Origin of the sequence: Pseudomonas cavernicola, assembly GCF_003596405.1 — a bacterium.
Taxonomy (GTDB): Bacteria; Pseudomonadota; Gammaproteobacteria; order Pseudomonadales; family Pseudomonadaceae; genus Aquipseudomonas; species Aquipseudomonas cavernicola.
In genome coordinates, this window is the sequence record NZ_QYUR01000003.1 from 284,316 (window position 1) to 310,026 (window position 25,711).

At 51.1% G+C, this 25,711-nt stretch carries 28 protein-coding genes and 1 pseudogene; 23 read left to right on the plus strand and 6 right to left on the minus strand.

The window, feature by feature from the left end:
• Positions 1 to 260 precede the first annotated feature (260 nt).
• The 14 genes from D3879_RS15690 (at position 261) to D3879_RS15750 (ending at position 10,366) form a co-directional block, all read left to right on the plus strand.
• Positions 261 to 1,475 (plus strand): tyrosine-type recombinase/integrase, encoded by a 1,215-nt coding sequence (locus tag D3879_RS15690; protein WP_238474265.1) that lies wholly within the window; start codon positions 261 to 263, stop codon positions 1,473 to 1,475.
• Positions 1,476 to 1,523: 48 nt separating this feature from the next.
• A complete protein-coding gene (locus tag D3879_RS15695) occupies positions 1,524 to 2,183 on the plus strand; it encodes a hypothetical protein (protein WP_119955232.1) in 660 nt (219 codons plus the stop codon).
• Between the two features lie 114 nt (positions 2,184 to 2,297).
• Complete coding sequence (locus D3879_RS15700; RefSeq protein ID WP_119955233.1) at positions 2,298 to 2,537, plus strand: AlpA family transcriptional regulator; 240 nt, start codon at positions 2,298 to 2,300, stop codon at positions 2,535 to 2,537.
• Between the two features lie 166 nt (positions 2,538 to 2,703).
• Positions 2,704 to 3,285 carry a recombinase family protein gene (locus D3879_RS15705; RefSeq protein ID WP_119955234.1) on the plus strand — a complete coding sequence of 194 codons (582 nt, stop codon included), beginning with the start codon at positions 2,704 to 2,706 and terminating at the stop codon, positions 3,283 to 3,285.
• A gap of 4 nt (positions 3,286 to 3,289) precedes the next feature.
• The gene (locus D3879_RS15710; RefSeq protein ID WP_119955235.1) at positions 3,290 to 3,910 is read left to right on the plus strand and encodes a helix-turn-helix domain-containing protein; all 621 of its coding nucleotides are present in this window, start codon (positions 3,290 to 3,292) and stop codon (positions 3,908 to 3,910) included.
• A 135-nt stretch (positions 3,911 to 4,045) separates the two neighbouring features.
• Positions 4,046 to 4,957 carry a hypothetical protein gene (locus tag D3879_RS15715; protein ID WP_119955236.1) on the plus strand — a complete coding sequence of 304 codons (912 nt, stop codon included), beginning with the start codon at positions 4,046 to 4,048 and terminating at the stop codon, positions 4,955 to 4,957.
• Positions 4,958 to 5,486: 529 nt separating this feature from the next.
• Entirely contained in the window at positions 5,487 to 5,786 is a 300-nt protein-coding gene (locus tag D3879_RS15720; RefSeq protein WP_119955237.1) for a GIY-YIG nuclease family protein, read from the plus strand.
• A gap of 117 nt (positions 5,787 to 5,903) precedes the next feature.
• The gene (locus tag D3879_RS15725) at positions 5,904 to 6,419 is read left to right on the plus strand and encodes a GIY-YIG nuclease family protein (RefSeq protein ID WP_119955238.1); all 516 of its coding nucleotides are present in this window, start codon (positions 5,904 to 5,906) and stop codon (positions 6,417 to 6,419) included.
• Between the two features lie 82 nt (positions 6,420 to 6,501).
• The gene (locus D3879_RS15730) at positions 6,502 to 6,843 is read left to right on the plus strand and encodes a hypothetical protein (RefSeq protein ID WP_119955239.1); all 342 of its coding nucleotides are present in this window, start codon (positions 6,502 to 6,504) and stop codon (positions 6,841 to 6,843) included.
• Between the two features lie 86 nt (positions 6,844 to 6,929).
• Complete coding sequence (locus D3879_RS15735) at positions 6,930 to 7,796, plus strand: DUF5677 domain-containing protein (RefSeq protein WP_119955240.1); 867 nt, start codon at positions 6,930 to 6,932, stop codon at positions 7,794 to 7,796.
• A gap of 122 nt (positions 7,797 to 7,918) precedes the next feature.
• Entirely contained in the window at positions 7,919 to 8,536 is a 618-nt protein-coding gene (locus D3879_RS26340; protein WP_147411169.1) for a hypothetical protein, read from the plus strand.
• Between the two features lie 98 nt (positions 8,537 to 8,634).
• Positions 8,635 to 9,048, plus strand: a complete 414-nt coding sequence (locus D3879_RS15740) for a hypothetical protein (RefSeq protein WP_119955241.1) — start codon at positions 8,635 to 8,637, stop codon at positions 9,046 to 9,048.
• 115 nt (positions 9,049 to 9,163) lie between these two features.
• Complete coding sequence (locus D3879_RS15745; RefSeq protein ID WP_119955242.1) at positions 9,164 to 9,793, plus strand: zinc ribbon domain-containing protein; 630 nt, start codon at positions 9,164 to 9,166, stop codon at positions 9,791 to 9,793.
• 84 nt (positions 9,794 to 9,877) lie between these two features.
• Positions 9,878 to 10,366, plus strand: a complete 489-nt coding sequence (locus D3879_RS15750) for a hypothetical protein (RefSeq protein ID WP_119955243.1) — start codon at positions 9,878 to 9,880, stop codon at positions 10,364 to 10,366.
• 631 nt (positions 10,367 to 10,997) lie between these two features.
• Here D3879_RS15750 and D3879_RS15755 read toward each other — a convergent pair.
• The 3 genes and pseudogenes from D3879_RS15755 to D3879_RS15765 all read right to left on the minus strand — a co-directional run.
• Positions 10,998 to 11,333: pseudogene (locus D3879_RS15755) on the minus strand (aldehyde dehydrogenase family protein); the annotation flags it as partial.
• Between the two features lie 11 nt (positions 11,334 to 11,344).
• The gene (locus D3879_RS15760; protein WP_119955244.1) at positions 11,345 to 12,838 is read right to left on the minus strand and encodes an aldehyde dehydrogenase; all 1,494 of its coding nucleotides are present in this window, start codon (positions 12,836 to 12,838) and stop codon (positions 11,345 to 11,347) included.
• A gap of 80 nt (positions 12,839 to 12,918) precedes the next feature.
• On the minus strand, positions 12,919 to 13,599 hold the full coding sequence (locus D3879_RS15765) for a type 1 glutamine amidotransferase (protein ID WP_119955245.1): 681 nt from the start codon (positions 13,597 to 13,599) through the stop codon (positions 12,919 to 12,921).
• A gap of 335 nt (positions 13,600 to 13,934) precedes the next feature.
• On the opposite strand from D3879_RS15765, the gene D3879_RS15770 reads away from it, so the two are divergent.
• The 8 genes from D3879_RS15770 (at position 13,935) to D3879_RS15805 (ending at position 21,952) form a co-directional block, all read left to right on the plus strand.
• Positions 13,935 to 15,149, plus strand: a complete 1,215-nt coding sequence (locus D3879_RS15770; RefSeq protein WP_119955246.1) for a cytochrome P450 — start codon at positions 13,935 to 13,937, stop codon at positions 15,147 to 15,149.
• Between the two features lie 2 nt (positions 15,150 to 15,151).
• Positions 15,152 to 16,450 carry an FAD-dependent oxidoreductase gene (locus D3879_RS15775; RefSeq protein ID WP_119955247.1) on the plus strand — a complete coding sequence of 433 codons (1,299 nt, stop codon included), beginning with the start codon at positions 15,152 to 15,154 and terminating at the stop codon, positions 16,448 to 16,450.
• Entirely contained in the window at positions 16,447 to 16,887 is a 441-nt protein-coding gene (locus tag D3879_RS15780) for a flavodoxin domain-containing protein (protein WP_119955248.1), read from the plus strand. The genes D3879_RS15775 and D3879_RS15780 overlap by 4 nt, the downstream gene beginning before the upstream one ends.
• A 100-nt stretch (positions 16,888 to 16,987) precedes the next feature.
• Positions 16,988 to 17,707: a type 1 glutamine amidotransferase gene (locus D3879_RS15785; RefSeq protein ID WP_119955249.1), complete on the plus strand. Its 720-nt coding sequence runs from the start codon at positions 16,988 to 16,990 to the stop codon at positions 17,705 to 17,707.
• 308 nt (positions 17,708 to 18,015) lie between these two features.
• A complete protein-coding gene (locus tag D3879_RS15790) occupies positions 18,016 to 19,389 on the plus strand; it encodes a glutamine synthetase family protein (protein ID WP_119955250.1) in 1,374 nt (457 codons plus the stop codon).
• Positions 19,386 to 20,105: a substrate-binding periplasmic protein gene (locus D3879_RS15795; RefSeq protein WP_119955251.1), complete on the plus strand. Its 720-nt coding sequence runs from the start codon at positions 19,386 to 19,388 to the stop codon at positions 20,103 to 20,105. The genes D3879_RS15790 and D3879_RS15795 overlap by 4 nt, the downstream gene beginning before the upstream one ends.
• 223 nt (positions 20,106 to 20,328) lie before the next feature.
• On the plus strand, positions 20,329 to 21,075 hold the full coding sequence (locus tag D3879_RS15800; protein WP_119955252.1) for a FadR/GntR family transcriptional regulator: 747 nt from the start codon (positions 20,329 to 20,331) through the stop codon (positions 21,073 to 21,075).
• Between the two features lie 118 nt (positions 21,076 to 21,193).
• Complete coding sequence (locus tag D3879_RS15805; RefSeq protein WP_238474266.1) at positions 21,194 to 21,952, plus strand: cache domain-containing protein; 759 nt, start codon at positions 21,194 to 21,196, stop codon at positions 21,950 to 21,952.
• Between the two features lie 136 nt (positions 21,953 to 22,088).
• On the opposite strand, the gene D3879_RS28025 is transcribed toward D3879_RS15805, so the two are convergent.
• The 3 genes from D3879_RS28025 to D3879_RS15820 all read right to left on the minus strand — a co-directional run bounded on the left by D3879_RS28025 (position 22,089) and on the right by D3879_RS15820 (position 25,191).
• Positions 22,089 to 22,487: a GFA family protein gene (locus D3879_RS28025; RefSeq protein ID WP_476644159.1), complete on the minus strand. Its 399-nt coding sequence runs from the start codon at positions 22,485 to 22,487 to the stop codon at positions 22,089 to 22,091.
• Positions 22,488 to 22,517: 30 nt separating this feature from the next.
• Positions 22,518 to 23,255 (minus strand): methyl-accepting chemotaxis protein, encoded by a 738-nt coding sequence (locus tag D3879_RS27505; protein ID WP_274381382.1) that lies wholly within the window; start codon positions 23,253 to 23,255, stop codon positions 22,518 to 22,520.
• Between the two features lie 418 nt (positions 23,256 to 23,673).
• A complete protein-coding gene (locus D3879_RS15820; RefSeq protein WP_119955279.1) occupies positions 23,674 to 25,191 on the minus strand; it encodes an APC family permease in 1,518 nt (505 codons plus the stop codon).
• A gap of 345 nt (positions 25,192 to 25,536) precedes the next feature.
• Between D3879_RS15820 and D3879_RS26560 the strand changes: the two genes are divergently transcribed.
• Positions 25,537 to 25,692, plus strand: a complete 156-nt coding sequence (locus D3879_RS26560; RefSeq protein WP_158592094.1) for a hypothetical protein — start codon at positions 25,537 to 25,539, stop codon at positions 25,690 to 25,692.
• The last annotated feature ends 19 nt before the right edge of the window (positions 25,693 to 25,711 follow it).

Sequence of the window (25,711 nt, forward strand, 5' to 3'; positions counted from 1 at the left end):
GTCCGCTATAACATGGTCCACTCCTTTCCACAGAACTCCACAAAGAAAACAATAAACCTAGTAATATCAAGGCCTCCAGCATAATATCGTCCAGAGATGACTATAAAACGCTGCTTACAGCCGCGCTCAAAAGCATGGTCTAAAGCATGGTCTGGATACTGGAGAAGAATGTGGAGAGCAACCTCTCAGCCCCAATACCCATGCACAAGCCCTTGACCGTAAAGTCCATAGGAATGCATGTCAAAGCAGGTACGCCCCGAATGGTCCTTGATGCCCGAGGGCTATATCTGAAGGTGACAGGGCCCGACAAAGGCCGATGGGTATACCGCTTTAAACTGAACGGAACGACTCGCGATATGGGGCTAGGAAGCCTTGAGGACGTGACGCTGGCTGAAGCGAGGGTGAAAGCTGATGATGCCCGCAAGCTAGCCAAAGCGGGCATAGACCCAGTGGAGGAGCGCACAGCAGCAATCGCGACCAAAACAGCAGCTCAAGCTCAGGCGCAGGCGAACAGGCGGCTGTTCATCGATGAGGCTCAGCATTACATCGAGTCAAAGCGCCCCGGCTGGAAGAATGCCAAACATGCACAGCAATGGGAGAACACTCTCAAGACTTACGCTTACCCGATAATCGGCCAAAAACCGGTAGCCGACATTTCAACCGACGACGTGATGAGAATTTTGACTCCGATTTGGAATTCAAAAGCTGAAACAGCAAGCCGGGTCAGAAGTCGGATCGAACTCATCTTGAACGCGGCCAAAGCGAGAAAATTTCGTACCGGCGAGAACCCGGCTCAATGGCGGGGACACCTCGACTCACTGCTGGCCAAACATAAATCCTCTGAAGTCGAGCATCAGCCTGCTCTCCCTTGGGAGCAGCTGCCAGCATTCATGAGGGCTGTGACTGCGGAGCCCGATCTCAGTGCTAAAGCGGTTCGCCTGACCATTCTCACTGCCCTGAGAACGAGCGAAGTGCTCCAAGGCACTTGGTCAGAAGTAAACCTGGAAGCCAAGATGTGGATAATACCTGCCAAGAGAATGAAACAGACGAGGCATCATCGAGTACCACTATCACAAGCTGCGATAGACCTGCTGAGTGAGCTTCCAAAAATAGACGGAAACCCTTTTTTGTTTCCTGGTGCGAAAGAGGAGCGCCCGATATCGAACATGGCGATGCTAATGAAAATTCGCAGGTTAGATGAGCGCTCTCGTGCGAATAATGGTCCGGGCTGGCGCGATGAACACGGTGAAGTAATAACGATGCATGGTTTTCGTTCATCTTTTAGCGACTGGGCAGCAGAGGCCACTCATTTCCCGACCATCGTTACCGAGCAGGCGCTTGCTCACAAGGTACCGAATGCTACCGAGGCCGCATATCGGCGCGGAGATCTGTTGAAAAAGCGAGAAGAGATGATGCAAGCATGGGCGGACTACATCACGGGCACCGATGATGGCAACACAGAAGCAAAGAATTGAACTAGCTTCCTTTGCCTGTGTGATATTTACACTTAAACGAGACTCGACATGGCCGACAATCACCTCTCGCAGCTAACTTGGCTCAGCGTTGATCAAGCACTGCGCTACTTAAAAGAGAAATACTCAGTCCAGCTTTCCGAGCTGGATTTGTTGAGCCACTGCGAAGATGGAAACTGCGTGGCTCAGCTGCCCACCAGAGGTGTTGCAGGGAAGAGCGCCACCTGGATTCAAGGTGAAGGCGACACCTTTTTCCAAGAAGTCTATGGCGCGGCACGATCTCATGTATTGAACCCGCTGGACATACTCAACTCCGTCAGCAAAAGCGCCATCACTGTCAATCTATCCGGGCAGGTATATGAACATGACGACGTGGAGTCTAGCCCGTATCAATGTGAAGAGTGGTCGGCTGAAATGCTCCCCGAGAATTGCCGTTTCATATTTGCAATCACTGACATCGAGTCGTTCGCAAAGCAAATCAGCGGTGGGCGAGTGACAGCCCCAGCTGAAGAAAAACCATCCCTCGTGCTTGCAATCGCTGCCTTGGTTGAACTGCTGACCGAAAACCCACCTCGTAGGTTCACCACCCAAGATGCCATTGCAAGCGAGATTGAAAGTCGTCATTCGAGCCGACGCGGCATGAGCGCCAGCAACCTGACAAAGATTTTCGCAGACTGCAACAAAGCCGCAAAAGACGCTGACAAGCGATAGCCGGGATTTCAACTGCAAATCTAAAAATTGCAGTTGAAATGACTCCTAGGCGCTCGCCGGATTGAATGCCCCCATCAATCCACACCGCGCCAGTGGGCGCCAAGGACGTCAGCAATGCATCAATCAGCAACCATTCAGACCCGCCAGATCGATGGCTCACTCCATGCTCGCCGAATCCTACGCCTACGGGACGTGGAGTTTCGGACAGGCTTCAAACGCGCCCACATCTACAACATGATTAGCCAAGGCCGGTTTCCGAGGGCAGTACAGCTCGGCCCGCGCGCCGTGGGTTGGGATTCAGTGGCTATCGATCAATGGATTGAAGAACTGATATCGGGCACATCGCTGCACTGAAGCATCAGCAGGCTGGCTCAGAGAGTGTACCTTTTGAGCCATCAAAAACAGCCAAGTCCAGCGGCGAGAAATGCGGCCCTCAGCATAGCTCAAATGTGTTGATTTAATTTGAGCTATCAAATATATTCTGAGCCATACTTTTGAGCCAGAATAGAGCGCCCCGACCATGACAACTCTTGCCTACGTCCGAGTCAGCACCGAAGACCAAAGCACTGAGGCTCAGCGCCACACCATTTCTCAACTGCACAACGTTGAGCATTGGTATGCCGACGAAGCCACCAGCGGAGCTACCAAGGCTTTACAGCGCCCCGGCTTTGCCGAGCTGTTCAAGTTCGCCAGGAAAGGCGACACCTTGATCGTCTCTGCTATCGACCGCCTGGGTCGAGACACGATCGATGTTCTCGAAACAGTTGAAGCTCTGAAAGCCAAAGGGGTGGCTGTTGTATCAATGCGAGAAGGCTTCGACCTGTCTAGCCCCATTGGAAAAGCAATGCTGACCATGCTGGCAGCTGTTGCCGAACTAGAGCGCTCCAATATCAAAGCCCGGCAGATGGCCGGTATTGCACGCGCTAGAGAGCAAGGGCAGAAGCTAGGCGCTCCAAAAAAAATCGATGATCAAGCTGTCGCCGCTTGGCGGACAGCAAATCAAGCAACGATCCAAGAGACTGCCACGGAATTCGGTATCTCTATCGCGGCAGTCAAAAGAGCCTGCGCGAAAAAATCCTTACATGTAGTTGAGGGCGAATAATCAAATGCCAGGCAAGCAAAAGACACCAGACCAAAGCGCTCAGGCGGTAATTCTCAGAGAGGCAGGCTACACACTGCCGGCCATCGCAGATCGCCTCAGCATCAGCCTAAGTACCACTCAGCGGCTATTAAAGCGAAACGGCGCGGTTGCTGGTGCTGCCACACAAGCGCTGATAGAAAAGGCCAGGGACGAGATGCTGAGCTCTGCCTTCGCTCTAGAAAGCGTGCAGCAAACAGCCGCATCACTCGTACTTGAAGACCTTGCTGTCTGTCGGCAGATCAGGATGACACTTTCCAGCGCTCTGGAGCAGCTCGATACGAGCAACCCCATAGTGTTCCGGGCGCTTGCTGCCAGCGCCACAGCACTCAAATTGACTCAGGATGTGGGGCGACGAGCATTGCCTCTCGACAAGCTAAATCAATCAATGGAAGTCGACGAACTGCCAGAGCTTCAAATCCACATCATGACTGAGGCCGATGTAGAGGAGGTGCGAGCACAGCAGCGCCTTGAAGAAGCGGAGATCAACGGAACGCTAGATGATGCGCTGGAGACCCAGCGATGGCTGGCGTACAGAGAAGAGGTAAAAGCTCAGCAGGCCGATGACGATGTCATCGAAGAATGCTGAAACGACCTTGACTCGATCGTGACCGGGTCAAGTGTCAAACCCTTAGAACCCCTGGAAAGGCTCCTACCCCCTGGCGATATCGAGCGCCGCCGATTTTTGAAAATCGACCAAAGGTGGTGGGGCCAGAGACCGACCATGACAGACAGCACCAGCACCAGCACCAGCACTCCAGTCGAACAGCCGGCCTTACCGGCACAACAGAGGCCAATTCGCCCGGAAGAGGTCGGACGGTTTGCCACTAACAAACCGGAGCAGCACGCCGGTGGTTGTGGAGTAGATGCAAAAACCAGCCGCCGCAAACTGCCTCGAAAAACCCTCTCAACTCCACAGCAGGCTGGGCTTATAGCTAGTTTCCACGCTAGCCATGAACAGCATGTAGTAGCTATTAGTGAACTACCCCCAGACCTAGACAGCGAACAAGTAACCAAGCTCCTTTCTATCAACAGCTTCATCAGTCAGTTAGCCAAGTCATACAAAGGCAAAGGCAAAGGCAAGCTTGCTGACTGGTCGAAGCATGTGCCTGCCCACATCAAGCAGTTCTTCCGGTTGCTTTGGTTAGCTCGGCAGCCAGACGCCAAGGCTTTTACTATCCGGCTGGATCACGTTACGGCGACAGCAGCGCTGGCAGCGAAGCGCAGCCCGGCCAATTACCTAGCCGGAATCATCCAGCGGACGCTGACCAAGCTCGGCATCACCTCCGAGCAAGCCTTCAATCTGGAGTTTGTCCACGGCACCAGCAAGGAAAACCACCCGCTGCATATCCACGGAGTTCTGTGCATCCCGGCTGATCGAATCGAAGAGGTCAGCAAGGCGATCAGAGCCGCGCTAGCGAAGGAGTACCGGCAGCGCTTCGATAACCTAGCCGTCCACATAGACAGCATCCAGAACGAGCGCTGGTGGGCTGCTTACTGCGTTAAAGAGCACGACATCACGGCAGGCCGGCTCAGGACCATCAGGGGCCACAAAACCGACCCGGACTATGCAGGCCATGCAGCTAGGCGAGGCGGTAAGGCGATTTATGAAAGCATGAGTGACTGGCTCGACTAGCCATTGTCGCGGCAAACCGTCTACGAGCTCGCTGGCGATGCGTGCGACTCAATCAGGATGCCGAAGGCAACCAAAACGTTCAAGCGCTCGCCTAGAGCGAATCTGGAGCTTCGTCGGATGAACTGTTCGACGAGTCAGGAGGGCTGGGTTCGCCGGGTATCGTCGGATGAGCCACCACCTAGTCCTAACCACAAAGGTCACTGGACATTAACGAGCTTTTGCATCTTATCTGACCACCTAATTGCATCCAGCGTGACAGGCTGAGATCGGCCACAAGCCGGCGATAGCCAAGCATTTCGTGCTGTAGTAGCGTTGTGCCCAGAATCTCTGCAAAAGCTGTAACACACGACCGGCGTCACGCATGATGTATAACTCCCTCATGCCGTCCCCGAGCCGCTGCAACGCCCTTTCTAGACAGGGAAATCAAGAGGACAAGGAATGTTATCCACCACGCCCGTAAAAGCTTTATCACACCATTTGGCGTCTATTTATAGTTATAAACCTTTGCCATCCAGCACCGGCGCGCCCCATGAAAGTCATTTATAAAATCACGTACCCAAATGGCAAAGTTTACGTCGGTAAAGATCTGACCGGAACGCTAAATTATTTTGGCAGCGCCGACAGCAAGCTAATTGAGCGTGACTTTACCGCTGAGCAAATGCGTGACTTTACAGTTCGCAAGCAAATCCTCTGGGAGTCAGAAACGGCAGCAGACAAGGAAGTAAACCTAAAAGAGGTCGAGCTCATCAAAGAGCTCCAATCAAACAATCCAAGCATCGGTTATAACCAGTGGCCAAAATTCAAGGCCGTCGCGCAGGCAGGCTTATAACTATGCGCTCAACCCCGTTCGCCTCGCTCACTGGACTCGCAAAAGCTACGCTTTGCTCGCCGGTTAGCACAAACGTTATGCACATTGCGTATTAGTCAGAACAGCTGAGAATTTTAGATGCTACGAGGATGGATCTACGTAATAACAAATCCGGCCATGCCTGCACTGGTGAAAATTGGGTATTCGACCAAAGATCCATCCTTTAGAGCCAAAGAATTAAATAATACAGGATCACCACATCCATACTCTGTAGCTTATGATGCCCTTTTACCCTCGCCAAGAGATATGGAACAAAGAGTTCATAAACTATTAATCGATAAAAGAGAAGGTAAAGAATGGTTTCGAATCACAGTAGCAGAAGCCATCTCAACAATCAGAACCACTGCAGGCGAACACATATTACTTGAAAGGGTTAATCATTCTGAACACGGGGAGCCTTTACCGCACTCAGAAACGTCAAATTCTATAAATTCATGCCAATTTCCAGGATGCACCTTGGATGCAGAACGTGCTTATAAAGAAATCTACTATTGCATTTGGCACTTCAGGGAAAAAACGAATCCACGTAACGTCGCTGCAATTCGCCTGCTGCGTGAAGAGCAACAAAAAACGAGCACTAAACCCGAGAAATGAGCATAACAAGGCGTTCACTTCGTTCGCTGGGACGGCGTTCCGCCGCCCCTTAGCTTAATCGTTATGCAATGAAGGAGGAAAAATGTTCGACCTCTCGAAAATTCAAGATATCGAAGTTAAGTATGAGTACAAAAAACTTGGTTTAACGAGCTACTACTCTGAAATCAATGACAAAAATAGCCGCACTATTGCACCGAACAAAGAAACAATACGACTTACAATTCAAGACGATAACCTGTCTGATGACAACGGAATTTACCAAGTAATAATAAAAAACAAAGGCGACCAGTACGAAATAAAAGGCGACTACTTTGTAAGCCCAGAGATATGGTACGAGGCATCGGCAATTATTAATGAGGACCATGTGTTAATTATTTCTGAAGATGCAGACGAAAAAATGACCATCATATGCCACATCGCATAACAATGCGCTCAAATCGTTCGCTTCGCTCACTGGGACCGGCTAAAGCCGGCCCCTTAGCTTAATCGTTAGGCATCATTAAGTAACCCATGAGCCATATCGAAAATTTTCGCAAGAAATTTCATATAGACCAAAAAGCCGATCTTCGGAATGCGCTGGTGGCTGTAGATGCCATTTATGAGGCGAATAGAATCGCCACCGAATATCTAAGTGAGATTGATCCTTCCGATGCAAAAACAGGCTTCCGCATTCATAGCCTGCTAAACCTACTTGGGCGTATTTTTGAACATTCAGAGGGCATGTTGGTGGCTATATCTACGGGTTCTCCAGCTAGCGCTGAAGCACTTTCGAGGATAGTTGTAGAGGGCTCTATAAATGTCATGTATCTAGCGACTATCGGAAATCCGAGCACTCTGATTCAGTTCTTTCGTTCGTGGCTTAATGAGCATGAGCGGAAGCTCGGCGAATGGAAAGAAACAATTAAAGGCGAGAGCTATGCAGATAAAGTTTCGGCAATGATCGATGAAAGAAGTGACTTTATCCAGAGTTTAGGCCTGTATGTAGATAAAATTGAAAGCCAATCTTTAATCGATCCTTGTGATAGAAATACAGAGTGGCCCAAGTCACTCTTTAAGCGCTTCGAGGCAATGGGCCGTAAGACTGACTACTACGAAAGCTACCATCGCCTAAGCGGTGCAAGCCATCTCACCGGTGAAGACACCCTTCTGTGGCTTATTTCACTTGAGATGCCCATCGAACAGAAGATCAAAATGGCCAAGGAAGCATGGGCATACTCCACAATGATGAGCCGTATCGCCTGTACCTTTTTCGTCGATGCAGCAGCAGCCTGCGTGATTGGGTATGGGAGGTCAAGCAATGAGGATTTACAAAAACTTAAGCAATCTCTTGGACGATCCGTACAAAGTATTGCTAAAGAGGCAGGTGTTCCACACTAATACCGAGAAATGATGCCTAACAAACGGTTCAAGCCGTTCGCTTCGCTCACTCGGGACTGGCTAAAGCCAGCCCCTTAACCTGAACGTTATTACTCATATAATCCACAACCGGAAAAAAAACAATGCTCAAAACATCATTATCTGTACTTTTACTCACTAGCCTTGCTGGGTGTGCAACCTCAAGCTACACATATGCGCCACCTAAAGAACACACAATAACGAAGCAAATAATAATCAACGAAGATTTTGATGCTGTTTGGGACAGGCTAGTAAGAAATCTCGCATCAGACTTTTTCGTTATAAATAACATAGAGAAAAACTCAAGAATAATAAATGTCTCTTTTTCGAGCACAACCCCGTCAAGCTATGTTGACTGCGGAATTACCACGCGAAAGTTTTCAAATGCACGCGGCGACAATACATACGCATACAACCCAGCAGACTCAAGCAAATACACGCTAACCAACGATCAAGGCGCATTATTCAATGCAATACGAACATCTAAACTAGATGGCAGATCAAATATATATTTAGCGCCTTCCGGCACTGGAACACTCCTAACTGTAAACACCAAGTACGTCGTGGACGTTAATGTTAAATATTTTGACGTTAACAACTTACCGGGCGGTAATGATAATTTCACATTTGATTTTTCAACCAAAGAAAAATATGAAAAAGACGGTATTTCTTGCACGGCAATAGGCAACCTAGAACAAAAAATCATTGATTACTCAAGGTAATATCTAACTAGCGGTTCAAATCGTTCGCTTCGCTCTCTGGGACTGCGTGCCGCAGCCCCTTAACCTAAACGTTAGGTGCAACATAGGATCATCACCGCATGAAAGCCCTTTTAATTGCAATCGCAGTCCTTTCGTCGTCAGCTTTATCGGCTGATGACACACTAATTGACGTATCCGGAATTATCGGCAAGTCAGAGGCGGCAGTAACTAAAGTCATAGGCCAACCCACAGAGTGCACAAGCACAAAACACGGCCGCAAGTGCACATACGAAAAAGCAGAAACTGAAATTGTCTTTATCAAAGGTAAAGCTGACTGGATTACGATTGAAGGCATCGACACACTTCCCTTCAACAAAAATACATTGAGTTCAATTGGCATAAAGGCTCAAATCCCATCCTTCACAAATGACTTCACCATGCGATGGGAGCCTTTACAAGGTATGCGTTCAATTTCACTATTTGGCGTCGGTAGCAACGCAGATTATTTCTATATAAAGGCCTATACCGAGTAGGTCAGCACCTAACAAACGGTTCAAATCGTTCGCTTCGCTCTCTGGGACGGGCTAAAGCCCGCCCCTTAACCTAAACGTTAGATGTCGAAGAAAATCGAATTACCGGAGAAAAATTATGAATTGTTATAGCTGCAGAGCAGAGCTAATTGACGGGGCTAAATTCTGCATATCATGTGGAACCAATCTTGAGAGCAAACCTGTATGCTCAACTTGCAAATCAGAGTTAAATCCAGGGGCAATATTTTGCGGTACATGTGGCAACGCAACAAAAACCAATAGAACCAGCGATTTTTACGAAGAATCCCTAGCCATAGTTAGAACAATTATTTACAAGCTATTTCCAAAAATGCAAGATTGCCCGCCAGTGCAACGGCCTACCTACTGGAATATGATGGCTGCTGGTTTGGCCGCATGCATCGTTACCTACCTCTTAATAGCGATAGCCCTTTTCGAAATCACAGCATCAAAAAATATTGCAAGCGCCATAGGGAACATTGCTGGATCATATGTTTTTCTAAAAATATGGGGGCACTTTTATAAAGGCCGGCTTATCGATGCCGGGGTTTATAGAAATAAAAAATACATAAACACCAGTATCGCGATCGCAGTGGTATTTATTTTTTCTGCATTTGTGAGCCCTCTGGTCTCATCAATTGCATCACTAGCTGGAACCATTATTTGCATAGTTGTAGGCTGCCTAAAATCAAAAAATCAAACTGATCTATCAGCACCTAAAGCCATATAACCTTGCTCACTTTGGGTCGGGCTAAAGCCCGCCCCTTAACTTAATTGCTTCAGAAATAACTCATATACCAGTATAGGAATCCCCATGTCCAAGTCAAAAATCGCTGAGGCTATTATTCAATTTCTTATTAAGACATTTTGGCCATGGTTTCTTGAAAATATATGGCCCCTGATTTTGAAGCACATAATATCTGTCGTTACAGATTCCCTGGATAGCTTAAGTAATCGTATAAATCGATTCTTCGCGGATCGCATGAAAAAACGTAGTCAAAATGCTGCAGAGCGGGCGCATGAAGCAACAGAAGCCGCAGCGGCAGCAACCACCGACAGCGAGCGGGAAAAACACGAAGCAGTTGCCAAGGTTTGGCGTGAGGTCGCAGAGCAGTTTCGTTCGGAAAATGAGGCTCTGCATGCTCAAGTTATAGAGCTAATCGCACGCACACAGCAGTCAGTGCAAGAAGACTTACGCCACACAAAACCTGCCATTGATGACCTAGCTGGTACTCCGTCGTTAATCATTGGCCAGTCAAAAGCAAAATTGCCAGCCTTGCCGTACGAGCAGGGTACGCTCTAACAAACGGTATATGGACTCTCCCCGCAAGCGGTGAGTAATGCTTTTCCAACCCTGTCGTCAGTGCGGTTGCATTCGTATATTCGGCCTGTAATGGGCGTCAGCGCCCTGGCCACTCTGTAGTTCGCGCAACGGGGGCCAAGCGTTCAAGGACGATGGCAGGTAGCTTCCTACGGTGAACGACCGTAAAGGGGTAGTTCTGAGCCCGTAGGGTGACTCGCTGACAGTGCCGTTTCTTCACCCATCTACAATGTATGGGCTGAGGTATGGGCTGGAGGTGCTTTGTTTGTAGAGGTCCCGTATTTATTGGCTTTCAGACATAAAAAAGCCGGCTTGTGGCCGGTTTCTTGAAATCGTACCCATCAAGCTAGATACAGGAAGCAGCATGGTCTAAAGGATGGTTTGCAAACCTCAGAAACGAAAAAACCCTGAATAATCAGGGCTTTAACGTACAAATATGGCGGAGGCGGTGGGATTCGAACTGTTATACAAGGTAACTGCACACCTCACCGAAAAAAAGAGTCGTACTCACTCACCTAAACCCCATTCTATAAGGCCTGTAGGCCCATAGCTACTCCCCATTCTACAGGCCTTAAGATGCAACTCGTTGCAGCTTATCATCATCGAGAGGATGAAAATACCGTCCATAGCTTCCTCTATAACGCCCCAACCCCTTTCGAGCTACCGTCATCAGACGAGCCAGGGCTTCTTGATTGGCCATCATCAGTTCAAACCAACGACGCAATTTGACTGCCCTTTCCTTAGCTGTCAGCGATCGCCAGGCTGGCAGTGCTCTGTTCGCGGCCTCGATAGCGCGACAAGTTTCAGTAGCCCCCATACGAGGCACAGTGCCAACCGTCTCTCCGGTGGCAGGGTTGGACACCGTAATTACCTGACCACTATCGGCATGAACCCACTCGCCATCGATGAACGCTTGTTGGCGGAAAAGAACAGTGTTTTGAACGGGCATCTCGAACTCCATTACAGCTTGATCCAGGTAGCTTTCAGTTCGGTGTACTTATCAAACGCATGGAGCGATTTGTCGCGACCGTTCCCCGACTGCTTGAATCCACCAAAGGGGGCAGTCATGTCGCCGCCATCGTATTGATTGATCCAGACACTGCCCGCCCGCAGGGCTTTAGCAGTGAGGTGTGCTTTGGAAATATCTGCTGTCCAAATTGCAGCGGCCAAACCGTATGGGGAGTCGTTCGCAATCGAGATAGCTTCCTCGACCGAATCGAAAGTGATGACCGATAGAACCGGCCCAAAAATTTCTTCCTGAGCAATTCTCATCGCGTTGCTGACACCATCGAAAATGGTGGGCTGCACATACGTCCCACCCGTTTCCTGAAGGACGCGCTCGCCACCTATTACCAACTTGGCGCCGTCCTTGTGACCAGCCTCAATGTAGGACAGCACGTTGTTCATCTGCTGAGTGTCGACCAGGGCTCCCACGTTTGTTTCAGGATCAAGCGGGTTGCCGGGCTTCCAACCTTTCAGCGCTTCGATGACCAACGGAAGGAATTTGTCTTTTATCGAGCGCTCGACGAGAAGACGGGAACCTGCGGTACAAACCTCTCCCTGATTGAAGGCGATCGCACCTGCAGCAGATTCCGCTGCGGCTTGAAGATCAGCAGCGTCGGCGAAAACGATGTTGGGGCTTTTGCCACCAGCCTCCAGCCATACGCGCTTCATGTTGGATTCGCCGGAGTAGATCAAGAGTTGCTTGGCGATCTTGGTCGAACCCGTGAAGACAATGGTATCGACGTCCATATGCAGGGCGAGCGCCTTACCTACGGTGTGTCCATAGCCCGGCAGTACGTTCAAAACGCCTGGAGGAATGCCAGCATCAATTGCCAATTGGGCAACACGAATTGCGGTAAGAGGCGACTTCTCCGATGGTTTAAGAATCACGGAGTTACCCGTTGCGAGTGCAGGGCCCAACTTCCAGCAAGCCATCATCAACGGGAAGTTCCACGGCACGATCGCGGCGACAACGCCGATCGGCTCACGAGTGACTAGGCCTAATTGGTCGTGAGGCGTCGCGGCAACTTCGTCGTAAATCTTGTCAATCGCCTCAACACTCCAACGGATGGCTGCAGACGCGCAAGGAACATCGACATTCAGTGCATCCGAGATAGGCTTACCCATGTCGAGTGTTTCCAGAAGAGCTAGCTCCTCTGCGTTCTGATCCAACAGATCAGCAAAACGGAGCATCGCCTGCTTCCTAGAAACTGGCGAAGAACGCGACCAAACACCGGAGTCAAAAGTGGCGCGGGCTACTTTTACTGCGAAATCCGCATCTGCAGTTTCGCAACTGGCAACGTTGGCGAGAAAGCGTCCGTCAACCGGACTGATGCACTCAAAAACACCTTCTGCTACTGCGTTCACATACGCGCCACTAACGAACGCGCGCCCTTCAATCTTCAGCTGTGCAGATTTGGTTTCCCAATCGCTCAAAGTTAACTTTTGCATGATCGTCCTCACGTTTCACGATTGATGGCCCAGATCGAGCAAGCTGAATTCGTATGCTGGGTCACGGTTGAATGGGTGCTTCAGATACCGGCTAAAAAATCCTGAAGCAGCAAGCGACAGTTGGTTCGATTGCCGGCCTCCTTCACCTGAATCTCCGCGCGCATACGCTCTGGCAGATCTCCGGCGGTGGCTAGAAACCGCTTCCCTTCCTCGGTATTGCTCCAGTAGTCAGTCCATGTATCGAACATCTGTGCGTCAATTTCTGGATGGAACTGCACGCCCATAGACTTGCCTTTGCGGTAAGCCTGGGGAGCTAGATCAGTCTTCGCCAACAAGGTTGAGCCGGGTGGAGGCGTGAAGGCATCAAAGTGGAAATTGAGCCAAGGGCCCTTGTGTGCCCACTCCTCCTGAAGTGTTTGAACTTCAGTCCAACCGATCTCTGCAGTGGAGTTGCGATAGACCTGACCGCCTAGTGCGCGTGCGAGCAACTGGCTACCAAAGCAAATTCCGAGCGTCGGCACGCCTCGCTCTTGAACAGACTTCAGCCATTTGAGCTCGGAGTCCAACCAAGACAATCGATGGTCATAGGCTGATTCAGGGCTGCCCATCACTACAACGATGTCGAGCGCTTCAGGTGCAGGTAGGGCTTGGCTGATCGATACGATTTCCAAATCAATACCCTGCTCGTTGAAGAGCTCAGGCAGGCTGCCAGGGACATCAGTATCGGAATGAACAATTGCAATGGCGCGCGACAACTTCATAAGCAAATCCTGATCAAAACTTAATACTTATGAAACCATATCTTAAAGTTAATTAGATGCCAAGCAGCTTTTTTACACCATTCGAAGGAGGATTTTCGTTCTAAATAGCCAAATTTTTATGCGATTTATGCCATGCAAGAGCAAAAACAAGCCGAATCACGCCCCACAAAACGAAAATTCTACTTGAAAGATATGAAACCATATTTTAAATTGAATTCGTAATGCGGCTCCGGCGAGATACCAAACCATGCAGGTCATGACCCGCACCACCCGTCAACCTTCGCAGTTGGCTCGTGAGCAGCTCGCTTCTTCTAATAACGATCGAAGGTGTCCAAATGTCTTCCAGTCTCCCTACTACGCTCGAAGCTGCGCCATACCTGGATGTGGCCAACCCTTCCTTTTCAATGCGCTCGAAGGAAGTGATTGATGCGCGAGAAAAAAGCTGGTTTGCACGGACGCCTTATGGCATCGCAGTGCTTCGCTACGACGAAGTCAACGCGCTGATTCGAGATCAACGTCTTCGTCAAGGGAGCTACGCATGGCCTGCGCACAACAAGGCCACAGGTAGTTTTGCCGACTGGTGGATTCGGATGCTGTTAAGTCGCGAAGGCGCTGATCACTCCCGCCTTCGCCGCCTTGCGAACCCTGCCTTTGCACCGAAGCTCGTACGCAAGCTCACCCCTGAATTTCAGGAAATGGCTAACGAAATCATTGATGGATTCTCGAAGAAAGGCACCTGCGAGTTCGTAGCGGACTTTTCTGAGCCATACGCAACTCAAGTCATCTGTGCCCTACTCGGCTTACCGCGTAGTGAGTGGCGAGGCCTGGCTCAGCTGGCGGTAGACATGGGCTTGGCGCTGGGCGTGACGTTTAAGCAGGACGAAGAGAAGATCAACGCAGCGACCGACAAGCTTTTTGGTTATGCCGCCATGGCGGTTGAAGCCCTGAAAAAGAACGGCCTGGGTGATGACTTTCTCAGCATGCTGGTTAAAGCCAACGAAGAAGACAAAACCGCGCTTAGCGATCAAGAACTATACGACATGATCGTTCTTGCAATTTTCGGCGGTATCGACACCACACGTAACCAGATCGCATTGGCCATGGACATGTTCGTCCAGCACCCAGACCAGTGGAAACTGCTGGGTGAAGATCCTGAACTGGCAAGAGCTGCTGTCGAAGAAGTCATGCGCGTGCGCCCGACCGTGACATGGGTGACCCGCGAAGCGTTGGTGGATTTCAACTATCAAGGACTGGATATCAAGAAGGGAACGACTGTTCACCTGTTCAGCCAAGCTGCCGGTACCGACCCGAACGTATTCGAAAATCCTGGATTCGATATCACAGCTAAACGCCAGGCGCACTTCGGTTTTGGCGCAGGCGCTCACCACTGCATCGGTCACTTCATTGCGCGCGGCGACATGACAGAAGCCTTGGCGCTTCTTGCACAACGAATCAAAAATCCTCGCTTCAATGGCGAAGTGGAATGGCTGCCGGATAGCGGAAACACCGGCCCTATTGCGATGCCTATGGCGTTCGATCCAGAGGTGTAATCATGAGCACTCCAACCATTGCGATAATCGGGTCGGGCCCATCTGGCTGCTACATAGCTCAAGCACTTCGACGCGAATGGCAGGACGCAGAGATCACGCTGATTGAACGACTGCCAGTTCCATACGGCTTAGTCCGGTACGGTGTTGCGCCTGACCACCCAGGCACGAAGGCAGTTACTCGGCAATTCGAAAGGATGTTTGAACGCGAAAAAATCCAGTTCCTGGGCAACGTTCATATCGGCTCCGAACTACCGCTCGCAGATCTTCGAGCTGCATACGACATCGTGGTGGTTGCAACGGGCCTGTATGGAGATCGGAAACTAGGCGTTCCGGGTGATGCGTTGAATCACATCTACGGTGCGGGGCAAATAACTCGATTCCTGAACGATCACCCAGACGAAGAAGAGTTTTTGCCAAGCTTTGGTACTCGTCCAATTATCGTGGGCAACGGCAACGTTGCCGTCGATGTGCTGCGATTGCTGGTCAAAAAGGGCGAGGAGTTTCATGGCTCGGACTTGTCCCACGAAGCACTGACACATCTCGTAAGCAGCCCAATAGAACACATCGATGTCGTAGGTAGATCTCCAGCCGCGCTCGCAAAATTCGACACGGTGATGATCAAAGAGCTCGCCAAACTTGCCAATGTCCGATTCGAGTTTAACGACGAGCTCGATCTCGAATCGATTGATGATCCACTTGCCAAGGCCAAGGTAGATGCGCTGCTCGCGCTTGCTAAATCGGGCAGCGAATCTGATTCGAGCAAAAGATCAGTCACGTTCCATTTTGGCTGGGCGTCTGTTCGCGTGGCCGGTGTCGACCATGTTGCAGGCCTGGTGCTTAAAGACACGCAAAACCCTGACCGCCAGCAAAGCATTCCCGCGACTTGCATTATCACTGCGATTGGATTCGAAGAGCGTCCAGAACTCGATCTCTGCCGCACTGATTTGTCACGCCCGGGCTCCGATTTAGCAAACGGATTTCTGGATGACGGACTGTATTGCACGGGCTGGTTCCGCCGGGGGCCCACCGGCACGATCCCGGACAATCGAGCGGATGCCAAACACGTAGCCGACAACATCGTCCAGGCAGTGAAGGCAGGCTCCCTAGCTCTTGGGAAACCAGGTTACTCAGCGATCGCAGAGGCAATCAAAAGCCCGACTGTTTGCTATGAAGACTGGAAGCGCATCGATACGGCTGAACTCAAAAATGCCCCTGATGACCGCGCGCGCCGAAAATTTCGCAACAAAGTTGCCATGTTGGGCGCAGCCCAGTCCCATCAAGCAGGAGAAAACAACAAATGAACATTCATGTCCTCTACGGCACAGAAACTGGCAATGCTGAAATGGTCGCCGACGATATCGTCGATGCGCTCAGCGGAGACGTGAGCATCGAAAGCACCGACATGTCTAAATTCTCAGCCTCCGATCTGTCGCCTGACGTGTTCTATTTCATCGTGTGCTCGACCTATGGTGACGGCGAACTCCCGCACTCAGCTCAGCCTTTCTTCGAAGCGCTAAACAGTGAGCAGCCCAACCTGTCCGGGCTCAAGTTCGCAGTATTCGGCCTGGGCGACAGCTTCTACGAAACCTTCAATCGGGGTAGCGAGATCATTGCACAGACACTGACTCAGCTGGGAGCCGAGCAGGTAGGAGAACGAGGGATGCATGACGCCAGTGCAGGACAGCTTCCAGGTGACATTGCAATGCCATGGGCTAAAGCAGTTCTATCAGGGCTGTGAACGCCATGAATAGCACAACGACGATTTCGTAAACCATCGCCTTCTGGCGCTGTTTGAACAAGCATCGTTACGTGCGGCACTACGATCTATGAGGTGAAAGATGTCTCAGCAGCCATTCCGGATTTGTATTCTGGAAAACGGACGAACCCCGGATGACTTGATCGATGAGTTTGGGTCGTACCCGAAGATGATCGACAAGTGGCTATCCCCTTTTCTTCCCGAAGCCACGTTTACCTACATATCGCCAGTGCGTGGAGAAAAGCTTCCTGCCCCTGGTGACTTCGATGGTTTTATCCTGACTGGCTCGAAACACAGTACCTATGAGCGCAGTCCATGGATGTTTGGCTTGATCGCACTCCTTCAACAGCTAAGACAGGAACACATACCCGTCTTCGGGATTTGCTTCGGCCATCAGATCATGGCAGATGCGTACGGCGGACTAAACGCAAAATCAACCAAGGGATGGGGTGTCGGCTCTCAGCAATACAAATATGAGACGCCTGACCTCCCAGGATGCAATGCCTCATTCGTTTTCCATCAAGATCAAGTTCAAACAATTCCGCCTGAAGCTACGCGCGTGGGCGGATCAACTCACTGCGAAAACGGGGTATTCGTCTATTCATTCCCAGCCATTTCCGTTCAGTACCACCCTGAGTTTTCCTCGGAATACACACAGGCACTGGCGAAAAAATTTCGAGGCGATCTTCTCAGCGACTACGTGTCAGCTAACGCCCTGGACTCCATCGCTCACCTCCCGGTCGATGCGACCCCAGTAGCGAAATGGGTTTCTCAGTTCTTCCGCACCTACTGCGTTACGTAAGCAACACTATATTGATTAACATATTGGCCTGCATGTATAGGCCATTTTTTTGCTCTGCGCTCTATAAAAAGCCTCGTCACTTTCTGAAAAAGCGCTAAATCTCTCATTTTATCTTCTTAAAAATAAAAATATCCGCACAAATCAGCCTTAAAAATCAGCTATTTTGAAATTTAAAGCTTGAAAGATATAAAACCATATCTTAGATTTAATGCTTCCCTGCCAGGTGCCATGTGCTAGCCGTCAGAGCAGGAATACAAAAAGAATGTGCTGCTGCTATGCCTTGTCCATGCAGCGCCAGGAGAACTCGAATGACTGCGTTAGACCTGCACAGAGAATTCAACACCAGCTCCCAAGCTTCCCAGGAGCTGGCTAAACGCATCAAAGATGCCGGCGTCGAATATCTCTACTACCAAGTTGTCACCCTCTCCGGTCGCGTCATCGCCAAGGTCGTGCCGGCGAAGCACCTGCTGCGCAACCTTGAAAAAGGCGTGCAATTCCATCGCACCGCTGTTTCAGACCTTCAAACCTCTCGTACCGGCGAACTGTTGGGCGGGGGCGCACAAGCAGCCGAGTTCACCGCAATCCCTGACGTGGATAGTTTCAATGTGCTTCCTTGGGATAAATCCATCGGCTCGTTCTTCTGCCGTATGTACGAGCCGGATCACCGCCTCGAAAACGGTGGCGCTCCGATGGGCACCGATGCTCGCGGGCACTTGATCCGTACGCACGAAGCCTTCATCAAAGAAACTGGCTTCCGTATGAAATCTGGCTGCGAACCAGAAATGACCTGGTTCGGTGACAAGCTGGAAGTACAAGTCCGCCCAGGTGCAAGCCCGGCTTATCACATGGGCAACCTTGAGCTCATGCGCCCGATCTACAAGCGCGTCATGGAATATGCGATCTCCATGGGCCTGGACATGATCGAAGGCGACTACGAGGATCCGGGTCAGCTCGAACTGAACTGGATGTTTGACTCTTGTGAACTCACTGCAGACCGACTGATGACTTATCGCTTGATCTGTCGCCAGGTCGCGAGCGAGTTCGGCGTTAAAGCGAGCTTCATGCCTAAGCCGAGCACCGGCAGCATGGGGAACGGTTGCCACCACAACGTCAGCTTGTGGAAAGACGACCGTAACGTTCTGGCTGAACCAGGTCGCCGCGACCTGCACTTGACTGAAGTAGGCATGCACGCCTTGGGCGGCATGCTCGCTCACGCTCCTGGCTCCATGATGATCATGGCGTCCACCGTGAACTCCTACAAACGCTTCTGGGATATCGGTCAGTTCGCTCCAACTCGCATCAACTGGGGCATGGACAACAAAACTTGCACCGTGCGCCTGTCTGCAAACGGTCGCCTGGAGTACAAGCTCCCCGATGCAAGCGTGAACCCGTACCTTTCGCACACCCTGCTTCTCGCCGGCATGCTGGACGGTATTCGCAACAAAACCAGCCCAGGCCCTTCCGAGACAAAAGACAGCTATGTCGACGGCGGCGAGTCGGTAGGCATCCCTCTTACCTTGGGTGATGCGGTTGCAGCATTTGACCGTGATGAAGTCGTACGCAGCGCCTTCCCTGCAGAGCTGACCAATCTCTACCGCAAATTGAAGGCTGATGAATGGGCTCGCTCTTGCGGCGTAGTGACCGACTGGGAACGCAAAATGTATCTGGACTACCTGCCATGATCGACAAGGTTCATCAAACAGCTGAATTCCGAGTTATTTGTGCAGATCTCCCTGCTCCACCGCTTTTCTGGAGAGACGACAAAGGATTCCGTCACGGCTACGAGTCTGATCTAGGCAGGTTGCTGGCCCATACACTTGTCCTGCCTTTTCAGTTCGCTTATCAAAACTGGGCTGATTTTTATCCAGCGCTACAGGCCGGGAAAGGCGAAGTAATTTTGTGCGGTCAGGGTATTTCTGATCATCGCAAAACACTTGCCGACTTCACTGAGCCTTACGCGGTATTCGATGAAGCAGTGATGATTCGACGCGGTTCAAATCTTCGATCCCCGTCTGACCTGATAGGTAAGAAAGTAGGCGCTATTGCCGATAGCTTGAACATGGCACTGGCTGAAACTTTCACCGGATGCATTTGCGTGCCTTTCGGTGGCAACAGCGATGATGTCTTGGGCGACATGGTAAGCGCGCTTCGCGACGGAAAAATCGATGCCTTCGTAGATGATGACGTTGCATTGGTTCCGCTGGCCGAAGAAGCAGATCTGGAAATTGGCTTCAGCGTTCCCACTCAAAACAAATGGGGCATTGCAGTCAAAAAGGGAAATGAGGCTTGGCTCGCGGAAGTGAATGAGGCCCTTGCGATCATCAAATCGAACGGCCAACTGGAGCAGCTTTGGCGCAAATGGATGCCATCGCTGAGCTACCCCTTCGGGATTAGTTGAGAAACAGCACTCACCCTGCCTCTCAGCTTGTCTGCTCGGCCTTACCACCCGAGCTGTTGGCCGCACCTGTCGAGGGAGCGGCCTTTTTTTAAAATTTTATTTGAGAGGTTTTAGCGCGAAGTGTCGACCGAGTCTGGTAAATTGAGATTATGAGACACAACCATTTGGGAGGATTGGCGAGTAGGTTTAGCTCGTTTGAGCAAGAATTTACTGCCGATGGATTATGAACAACAACTCCAGTGCAAGAACAGCCTCGTTCATGAGGTTGCGCCAGGAAGGCCGGACAGAAGAAGTCGTTCGCAGATTGATTGAAGTGATCGACCTTGGTCTTTTCGCTGAAGGCGAGCAATTGCCAAGCGAAAACGAGCTGGCGATGCAGTTTGGGGTGGCTACCGTAACCCTGCGCGAAGCCCTGGCCTACCTGCGCGAACGCCGTGTCATCGAGACAAGGAGAGGTCGTAACGGCGGCAGTTTTGTGTGCCCGGCTATAGAATTACCAGAAGTACATTTGCGTGCTCGCCTTGCCGATATGAGCGCTCTAGAACTACGAGACCTCTGCGACGAACACGTTGCCATCTCAGGGGCGGCTGCGCGGCTCGCAGCTAAACGCTCTTCATCAGAGCATCATGCCAAGCTACAGCATTACATTGATGCGCTAGGCGATGCGACTACCCGAACAGAACGTCGACGAGCAGATGCTCGATTCCACATCGAGATCGCAGTTGCCGCGCAGTCTGTAAGACTTACCCACGCAGAAATGAGCCTGCAGGCAGAAATTGGCGAGCTGATGTGGATCCCGGAAGAAGGCTCTATAACGCCAGAAGCAGCCCAATCAGAACATCGCGCTATCGCAGAAGCGATCATGGCTAATGATCCCAACCTTGCAGGCGCATTAGCAGAAGCGCACGTAACTCGAGGTATCAAAAGGCTTATAGATCTAAGATTAGATCTTTTAGCTGAGGTAGCCTAAAAGTGGCATGCGCCTTGCTCCTTCTCATGCAAGCGGCTTTTTGATGCTGAGTGAGTCGAAGATACTCACAGCACCAAGCTGAAACTGCGTCACGAGCATGCAACAGAGGCCCTACATCATGCCATTACCACTTTTTCGAACCGACGCGGACGACTGCGCGGACAGTATCAATGCTTCGATCGGTAACGTTTTTGACCAGTTGACGATCTTAGCAAACGAAGTCGTGGAGATTTGGCGACGTGAGGCTGCGCTAGGTAAAAAGCCATCATCTAAAGACCTGGCTGTGCTCAAACCGAAAATCGATGCGCAGCTTCAAGGCCCGAAATCTTGCATCCATGGAACAGGAGTTGTCCTGGAGCCAGGCGAGCTAGAAGACTGCGAGATGTATCTTGAATGGTGGAGAATGGGTTCTGCGGGTAAGGTTGTCCCAATGACGCTCAACTTTAACCGGCGCAGTGAAAGCTTTTACAACTATCAGAGCATGCAGTGGTTTGCTCGTCCTAAGGCCACAGGAAGCAATGTAGTCGTAGGCCCTTATGTCGATCTTTACGGGGCCGACATGTACATCATGACCTTCTCTCTACCCATTCACGTTGACGGTCGCTTCGTGGGCATTGCCGGCGCAGATATAGCCCTGCACCGCTTCGAGCGAATCCTGCTTTCCAGCCTGATAAAAATGGAAAATGAAGCTCTGATCGTATCGGAGGAAGGTCGTGTAATTGCAGCCAACACCGCCAATTGGACAGTTGGCGATATGGCCCATCACGCAATGAATCGCCAAGAAACAGGCTGTCGGGTTATTGAACTTGGAGAGGCAGCGGCTCACTGGTCGCTTGTTCAACGACCTTGCAAACGTAAACATCAAGGCGCTGCGTAACGTCACCAGTCTTGGTCTAGAGAGGCTCCTAGCCTCTCTAGACATCCTCACACCACGCTTCCCCTATTCCGTCTACAAACCCCACCTAGCGCCCAGTGATCTATTCTCCGCACGATGCCTGCCTCTTCGAGCCACATCAATCAAGTGGATGGTTGGCGCCGTTGCTCACTGAAACGACGTCCAGTCTCGTCGGATCGACACCCTCCAAACAGCCGATGTTGTAACCACACTGCAATGGATCAGAGCGCCTGACGTTGTGCGTATAAATTCCACATTGGGAACAGAAGTAATGACAAGCCACTCCTGTATTAAACCGGTAGGCCCTTAGAACATCTGCCCCCTTGAGGATCCGTATGCCCGATAGTGCCACCGTCCCCATCACTGCACCCTTGCGCTTGCAGAGTGAACAGTTGCAACGCTTGGGATCGACGACCCCATTAGGAAGATCCAGCTCGAACACCACAGCACCGCAATGGCAGGATGCAATGTGGGTAGGCTGGATATTGTTTCCCCAATGCGCTTTATCATTGAGCACCTCCGCCTGAAGCTAGCTGGTCACCTGGGCTCATTCGCTGCTCACCGAGACACTCGAGAGCATTGAATGGATCTGCTGAGTAGCCTCCTGCGTCCTTGAAGCGAGCTTTTTGACTTCGTCAGCGACAACAGAAAAACCACGTCCCGAATCACCCGCCCTCGCTGCTTCGATTGCAGCGTTGAGAGCGAGCATGGTTGTTTGATCTGCAATCGCCTTTATCACACCAAGAGCCGTGGAAATCTGAGCATACGTTGCTCTCATAGCGGACTGCTCACGCAGGCGTAGCTCCACGGCATGTCGCTCCGAAGATATGTCTCGGACAGCACCGACGAGTCTGCATACTTTTCCATCAGCGCCGGTCATTGCTCGACCTCGCTCTCGAAACCAAACCATACCCCGCTGCTTATGCCTCATCCGGTACTCAACAACGTAGTGGTCAGCGATATGCGGGGCCCGTACGTACTCTTCTATGATCTTAAGCATCCTGGGGAGGTCGTCGGGGTCAACGATTTGGTTGTACGTCTCCCATCCATCAAGAAACTCGTGATCTGAATATCCAACCAACTCTTTGAACTGACGAGACCATCGAAGCTCATTGGAAGGATGCTCCAGACCTCCGTCAAAAATTTTCAGATCCCAGCAACCTTCTGTAAGAGTCTGCTTGGCAAGCTCCCAAACCTCGGACTCCCCACGAAGCACGTTCAGCTCACTACCGATTGAGTCGAAAGCTATGAGCTTCTCAGCTAAACATCCATTGAGAGTAGCCACCTCGCCTTCCAGAGCACTGATTTTATCCGTGCTGACGACTGCGTTCCGCGCCCAGCCCTCCTCCGCAGACCGCCGATTCTCAACCTGGCCCTCCAACGCACTTATCCGTTCAGCTAGAGCGATTACATTTGAGTGAGCGGAAGCATGTGCCCTCTCCAATAACTGCAAGTTGCCGGGAGTGAGAGGCTCTCGGCATAGCAATGCGCGCAGGGCGCCATCCAGCTCGTTAAATTCCGCACTCAATGAACCTTTGAACCACATCACCTTGCTCCCCTACTGCGGTAGTAACCCATAGCCTCCTGGAGCTCCGACACCAACGCTGGAATCGGCGCTCTAGACGCAGCCATTAATTTGGAATGCCCCCTCAGAAACTAAAAAACGCCCTTCTTCAAGGGCGTTTTTTGAGCACATCGGGAAACTATGCAGTGGTGGTTCTTCGAACCCCACCGTTTACGACTGCACCAGCTGCAGGAATCGCATCGCCGTATGTAGCAGTGCTACGCAAGTGAGGACGAGCAATCCACATGTAAAGGAAGCCAACCGCGATGACAGCGAAAGACGACAGCACAACAATCCAGTTGTCGTACCAAAGAGCGTCTGGTGTGCGCGGCCAGCTGATGTTCACCATGGCGGCGACACCGTAGACGAGCGCTCCAATGTTGGTGATCAAGCCAAGCGATCCAAGCTGGTACTCGCCGCTTGGCTTCCAGCCTTTCAACCGAGCTCGCAGAGCAGCAAGGATAACCATTTGGAACGCGATATAGATGCCTACCGCAGAGAAGGAAATGATCTTCAACAGTGCATCAGCCGAGATCATCGAGCCGATAACAATCACACCTGGCAGAAGCGCCGAGAGCAACAAGGCGTAGGGAGGAACGTGACGCTCATGAGAGAACTTGGATAGCAGGCCGCTGGCGAAAATCATCTTGTCACGAGCGTAGGCATAGATCAGTCGACTGGCTGCAGCTTGCAAGCTCATGACGCAAGAAAGGAAGGAAATCAGCACTACGCAAAGCACCGCTGTCGATCCCACTGGCCCAAAGGCTTTTGCCAAAATTGCAGATACTGGATCAGCAAGGGTGCCGTCGATAACTGCACCGATATCTACCACCGCCATGATCAAAGCAAAACAGACGAAGGTTGCTGCAACACCGCCAATGTAAATCGTGCGACGCATGGATTTCGGGATACGCAGCCCGGGTTCCGGAACCTCCTCAGCAACATCACCACATGCCTCGAATCCGTAGTATTGAAAGACGCCGATCAAGCTTGCGACCAGGAATGCTGCCGTGTAAGAGCCCGTCTTCTCCGAACCGAACGTGTTGAAGAAAATACTCATATCGTGGTGACGCTCAAACACCAGCAGGTACACGCCTACAACCAACGCCCCCATAATTTCGGCAAAGAATCCGATCAGCGCTGCCTGCGCTAACACCTTCGTCCCCATCAGGTTGATTGCTGTGGCAATCGCCAGGATCACCAGCGCACAGATCACATTTGCACCTGTCGTAGGCTCGAAACCAACGACTGAGGCTGTATACGGCGCTGCACCATAGGCAACCCCGGCAATGGTCGAGAACATCGCCATCACATAAACCCAGCCGGTCATCCACGCCCACTTACGACCCCAAAGACGACGCGCCCATGGGTACACACCTCCGGCGAGAGGGAATTGAGAGACGATTTCGCCAAAGACGATCGCCACCAAGAGTTGGCCAACGCCCGCGATGAGCAATGCCCAGATCATCGGTGGCCCGCCCAGCATCAGCGATGACGCAAAAAGCGTGTAAATGCCGACCACCGGCGAGAGGTAGGTAAAACCCAAAGCAAAATTCGCCCAAAGGCTCATGTCACGTTTGAATTCCGATTTGTATCCAAGGGACGCAAGACGCTCGGCGTCGGCGTCAACCGGAGGGTTCACTGGATGATTCGTCATGATGCAACCTCGTATTTTTGTGTTCTCGGCAGCGACGTAGCAGGGAGGGCCATCTAGCATTTTTTTGCTCTTGTAAACGCGAACGCTCATCGCAGGTCTAGAAATACCGCCAAATACATGTGAAGTCAAAGGAAAATGTTTTATCTCTCACGGATCAGCACAAAACCCCGTAAACACTGGCTTAAAACCGAATAAACACGCTAAAAACACAACAAAAAGACTCAAGAAACCGCTAATGCCGATCAAAAAAACGGCAGATATCGTTGACAATACATATGGATTAGAATCTTAATGCTTGCACAGAGCCTGGCATGCAGCCGGCCTTAATCGACTTGGAGGCTTCTCATGCGTGAAATAATCGGTGCATTCGAGATCGGAGTGATGCCGGCTCCGGAGGCAGTGGAGCCTTCTATTGAGACGAAAGTGGATCAACGCGACGTATGGCCACTGTTTGCAGCACTGCTCGTTCAGGTTTTTGCCTGTTTCAGCCAAGCTCATTGATGCCATGAGCTTGCCTGCG

Excerpts from the sequence above, each read along its gene's own strand:
- D3879_RS15690 (WP_238474265.1), top strand. The coding sequence starts at position 261 with ATGGTCCTTGATGCCCGAGGGCTATATCTGAAGGTGACAGGGCCCGAC.
- D3879_RS15695 (WP_119955232.1), top strand. The coding sequence starts at position 1,524 with ATGGCCGACAATCACCTCTCGCAGCTAACTTGGCTCAGCGTTGATCAA.
- D3879_RS15700 (WP_119955233.1), top strand. The coding sequence starts at position 2,298 with ATGCATCAATCAGCAACCATTCAGACCCGCCAGATCGATGGCTCACTC.
- D3879_RS15705 (WP_119955234.1), top strand. The coding sequence starts at position 2,704 with ATGACAACTCTTGCCTACGTCCGAGTCAGCACCGAAGACCAAAGCACT.
- D3879_RS15710 (WP_119955235.1), top strand. The coding sequence starts at position 3,290 with ATGCCAGGCAAGCAAAAGACACCAGACCAAAGCGCTCAGGCGGTAATT.
- D3879_RS15715 (WP_119955236.1), top strand. The coding sequence starts at position 4,046 with ATGACAGACAGCACCAGCACCAGCACCAGCACTCCAGTCGAACAGCCG.
- D3879_RS15720 (WP_119955237.1), top strand. The coding sequence starts at position 5,487 with ATGAAAGTCATTTATAAAATCACGTACCCAAATGGCAAAGTTTACGTC.
- D3879_RS15725 (WP_119955238.1), top strand. The coding sequence starts at position 5,904 with ATGCTACGAGGATGGATCTACGTAATAACAAATCCGGCCATGCCTGCA.
- D3879_RS15730 (WP_119955239.1), top strand. The coding sequence starts at position 6,502 with ATGTTCGACCTCTCGAAAATTCAAGATATCGAAGTTAAGTATGAGTAC.
- D3879_RS15735 (WP_119955240.1), top strand. The coding sequence starts at position 6,930 with ATGAGCCATATCGAAAATTTTCGCAAGAAATTTCATATAGACCAAAAA.
- D3879_RS26340 (WP_147411169.1), top strand. The coding sequence starts at position 7,919 with ATGCTCAAAACATCATTATCTGTACTTTTACTCACTAGCCTTGCTGGG.
- D3879_RS15740 (WP_119955241.1), top strand. The coding sequence starts at position 8,635 with ATGAAAGCCCTTTTAATTGCAATCGCAGTCCTTTCGTCGTCAGCTTTA.
- D3879_RS15745 (WP_119955242.1), top strand. The coding sequence starts at position 9,164 with ATGAATTGTTATAGCTGCAGAGCAGAGCTAATTGACGGGGCTAAATTC.
- D3879_RS15750 (WP_119955243.1), top strand. The coding sequence starts at position 9,878 with ATGTCCAAGTCAAAAATCGCTGAGGCTATTATTCAATTTCTTATTAAG.
- D3879_RS15760 (WP_119955244.1), bottom strand. The coding sequence starts at position 12,838 with ATGCAAAAGTTAACTTTGAGCGATTGGGAAACCAAATCTGCACAGCTG.
- D3879_RS15765 (WP_119955245.1), bottom strand. The coding sequence starts at position 13,599 with ATGAAGTTGTCGCGCGCCATTGCAATTGTTCATTCCGATACTGATGTC.
- D3879_RS15770 (WP_119955246.1), top strand. The coding sequence starts at position 13,935 with ATGTCTTCCAGTCTCCCTACTACGCTCGAAGCTGCGCCATACCTGGAT.
- D3879_RS15775 (WP_119955247.1), top strand. The coding sequence starts at position 15,152 with ATGAGCACTCCAACCATTGCGATAATCGGGTCGGGCCCATCTGGCTGC.
- D3879_RS15780 (WP_119955248.1), top strand. The coding sequence starts at position 16,447 with ATGAACATTCATGTCCTCTACGGCACAGAAACTGGCAATGCTGAAATG.
- D3879_RS15785 (WP_119955249.1), top strand. The coding sequence starts at position 16,988 with ATGTCTCAGCAGCCATTCCGGATTTGTATTCTGGAAAACGGACGAACC.
- D3879_RS15790 (WP_119955250.1), top strand. The coding sequence starts at position 18,016 with ATGACTGCGTTAGACCTGCACAGAGAATTCAACACCAGCTCCCAAGCT.
- D3879_RS15795 (WP_119955251.1), top strand. The coding sequence starts at position 19,386 with ATGATCGACAAGGTTCATCAAACAGCTGAATTCCGAGTTATTTGTGCA.
- D3879_RS15800 (WP_119955252.1), top strand. The coding sequence starts at position 20,329 with ATGAACAACAACTCCAGTGCAAGAACAGCCTCGTTCATGAGGTTGCGC.
- D3879_RS15805 (WP_238474266.1), top strand. The coding sequence starts at position 21,194 with ATGCCATTACCACTTTTTCGAACCGACGCGGACGACTGCGCGGACAGT.
- D3879_RS15820 (WP_119955279.1), bottom strand. The coding sequence starts at position 25,191 with ATGACGAATCATCCAGTGAACCCTCCGGTTGACGCCGACGCCGAGCGT.
- D3879_RS26560 (WP_158592094.1), top strand. The coding sequence starts at position 25,537 with ATGCGTGAAATAATCGGTGCATTCGAGATCGGAGTGATGCCGGCTCCG.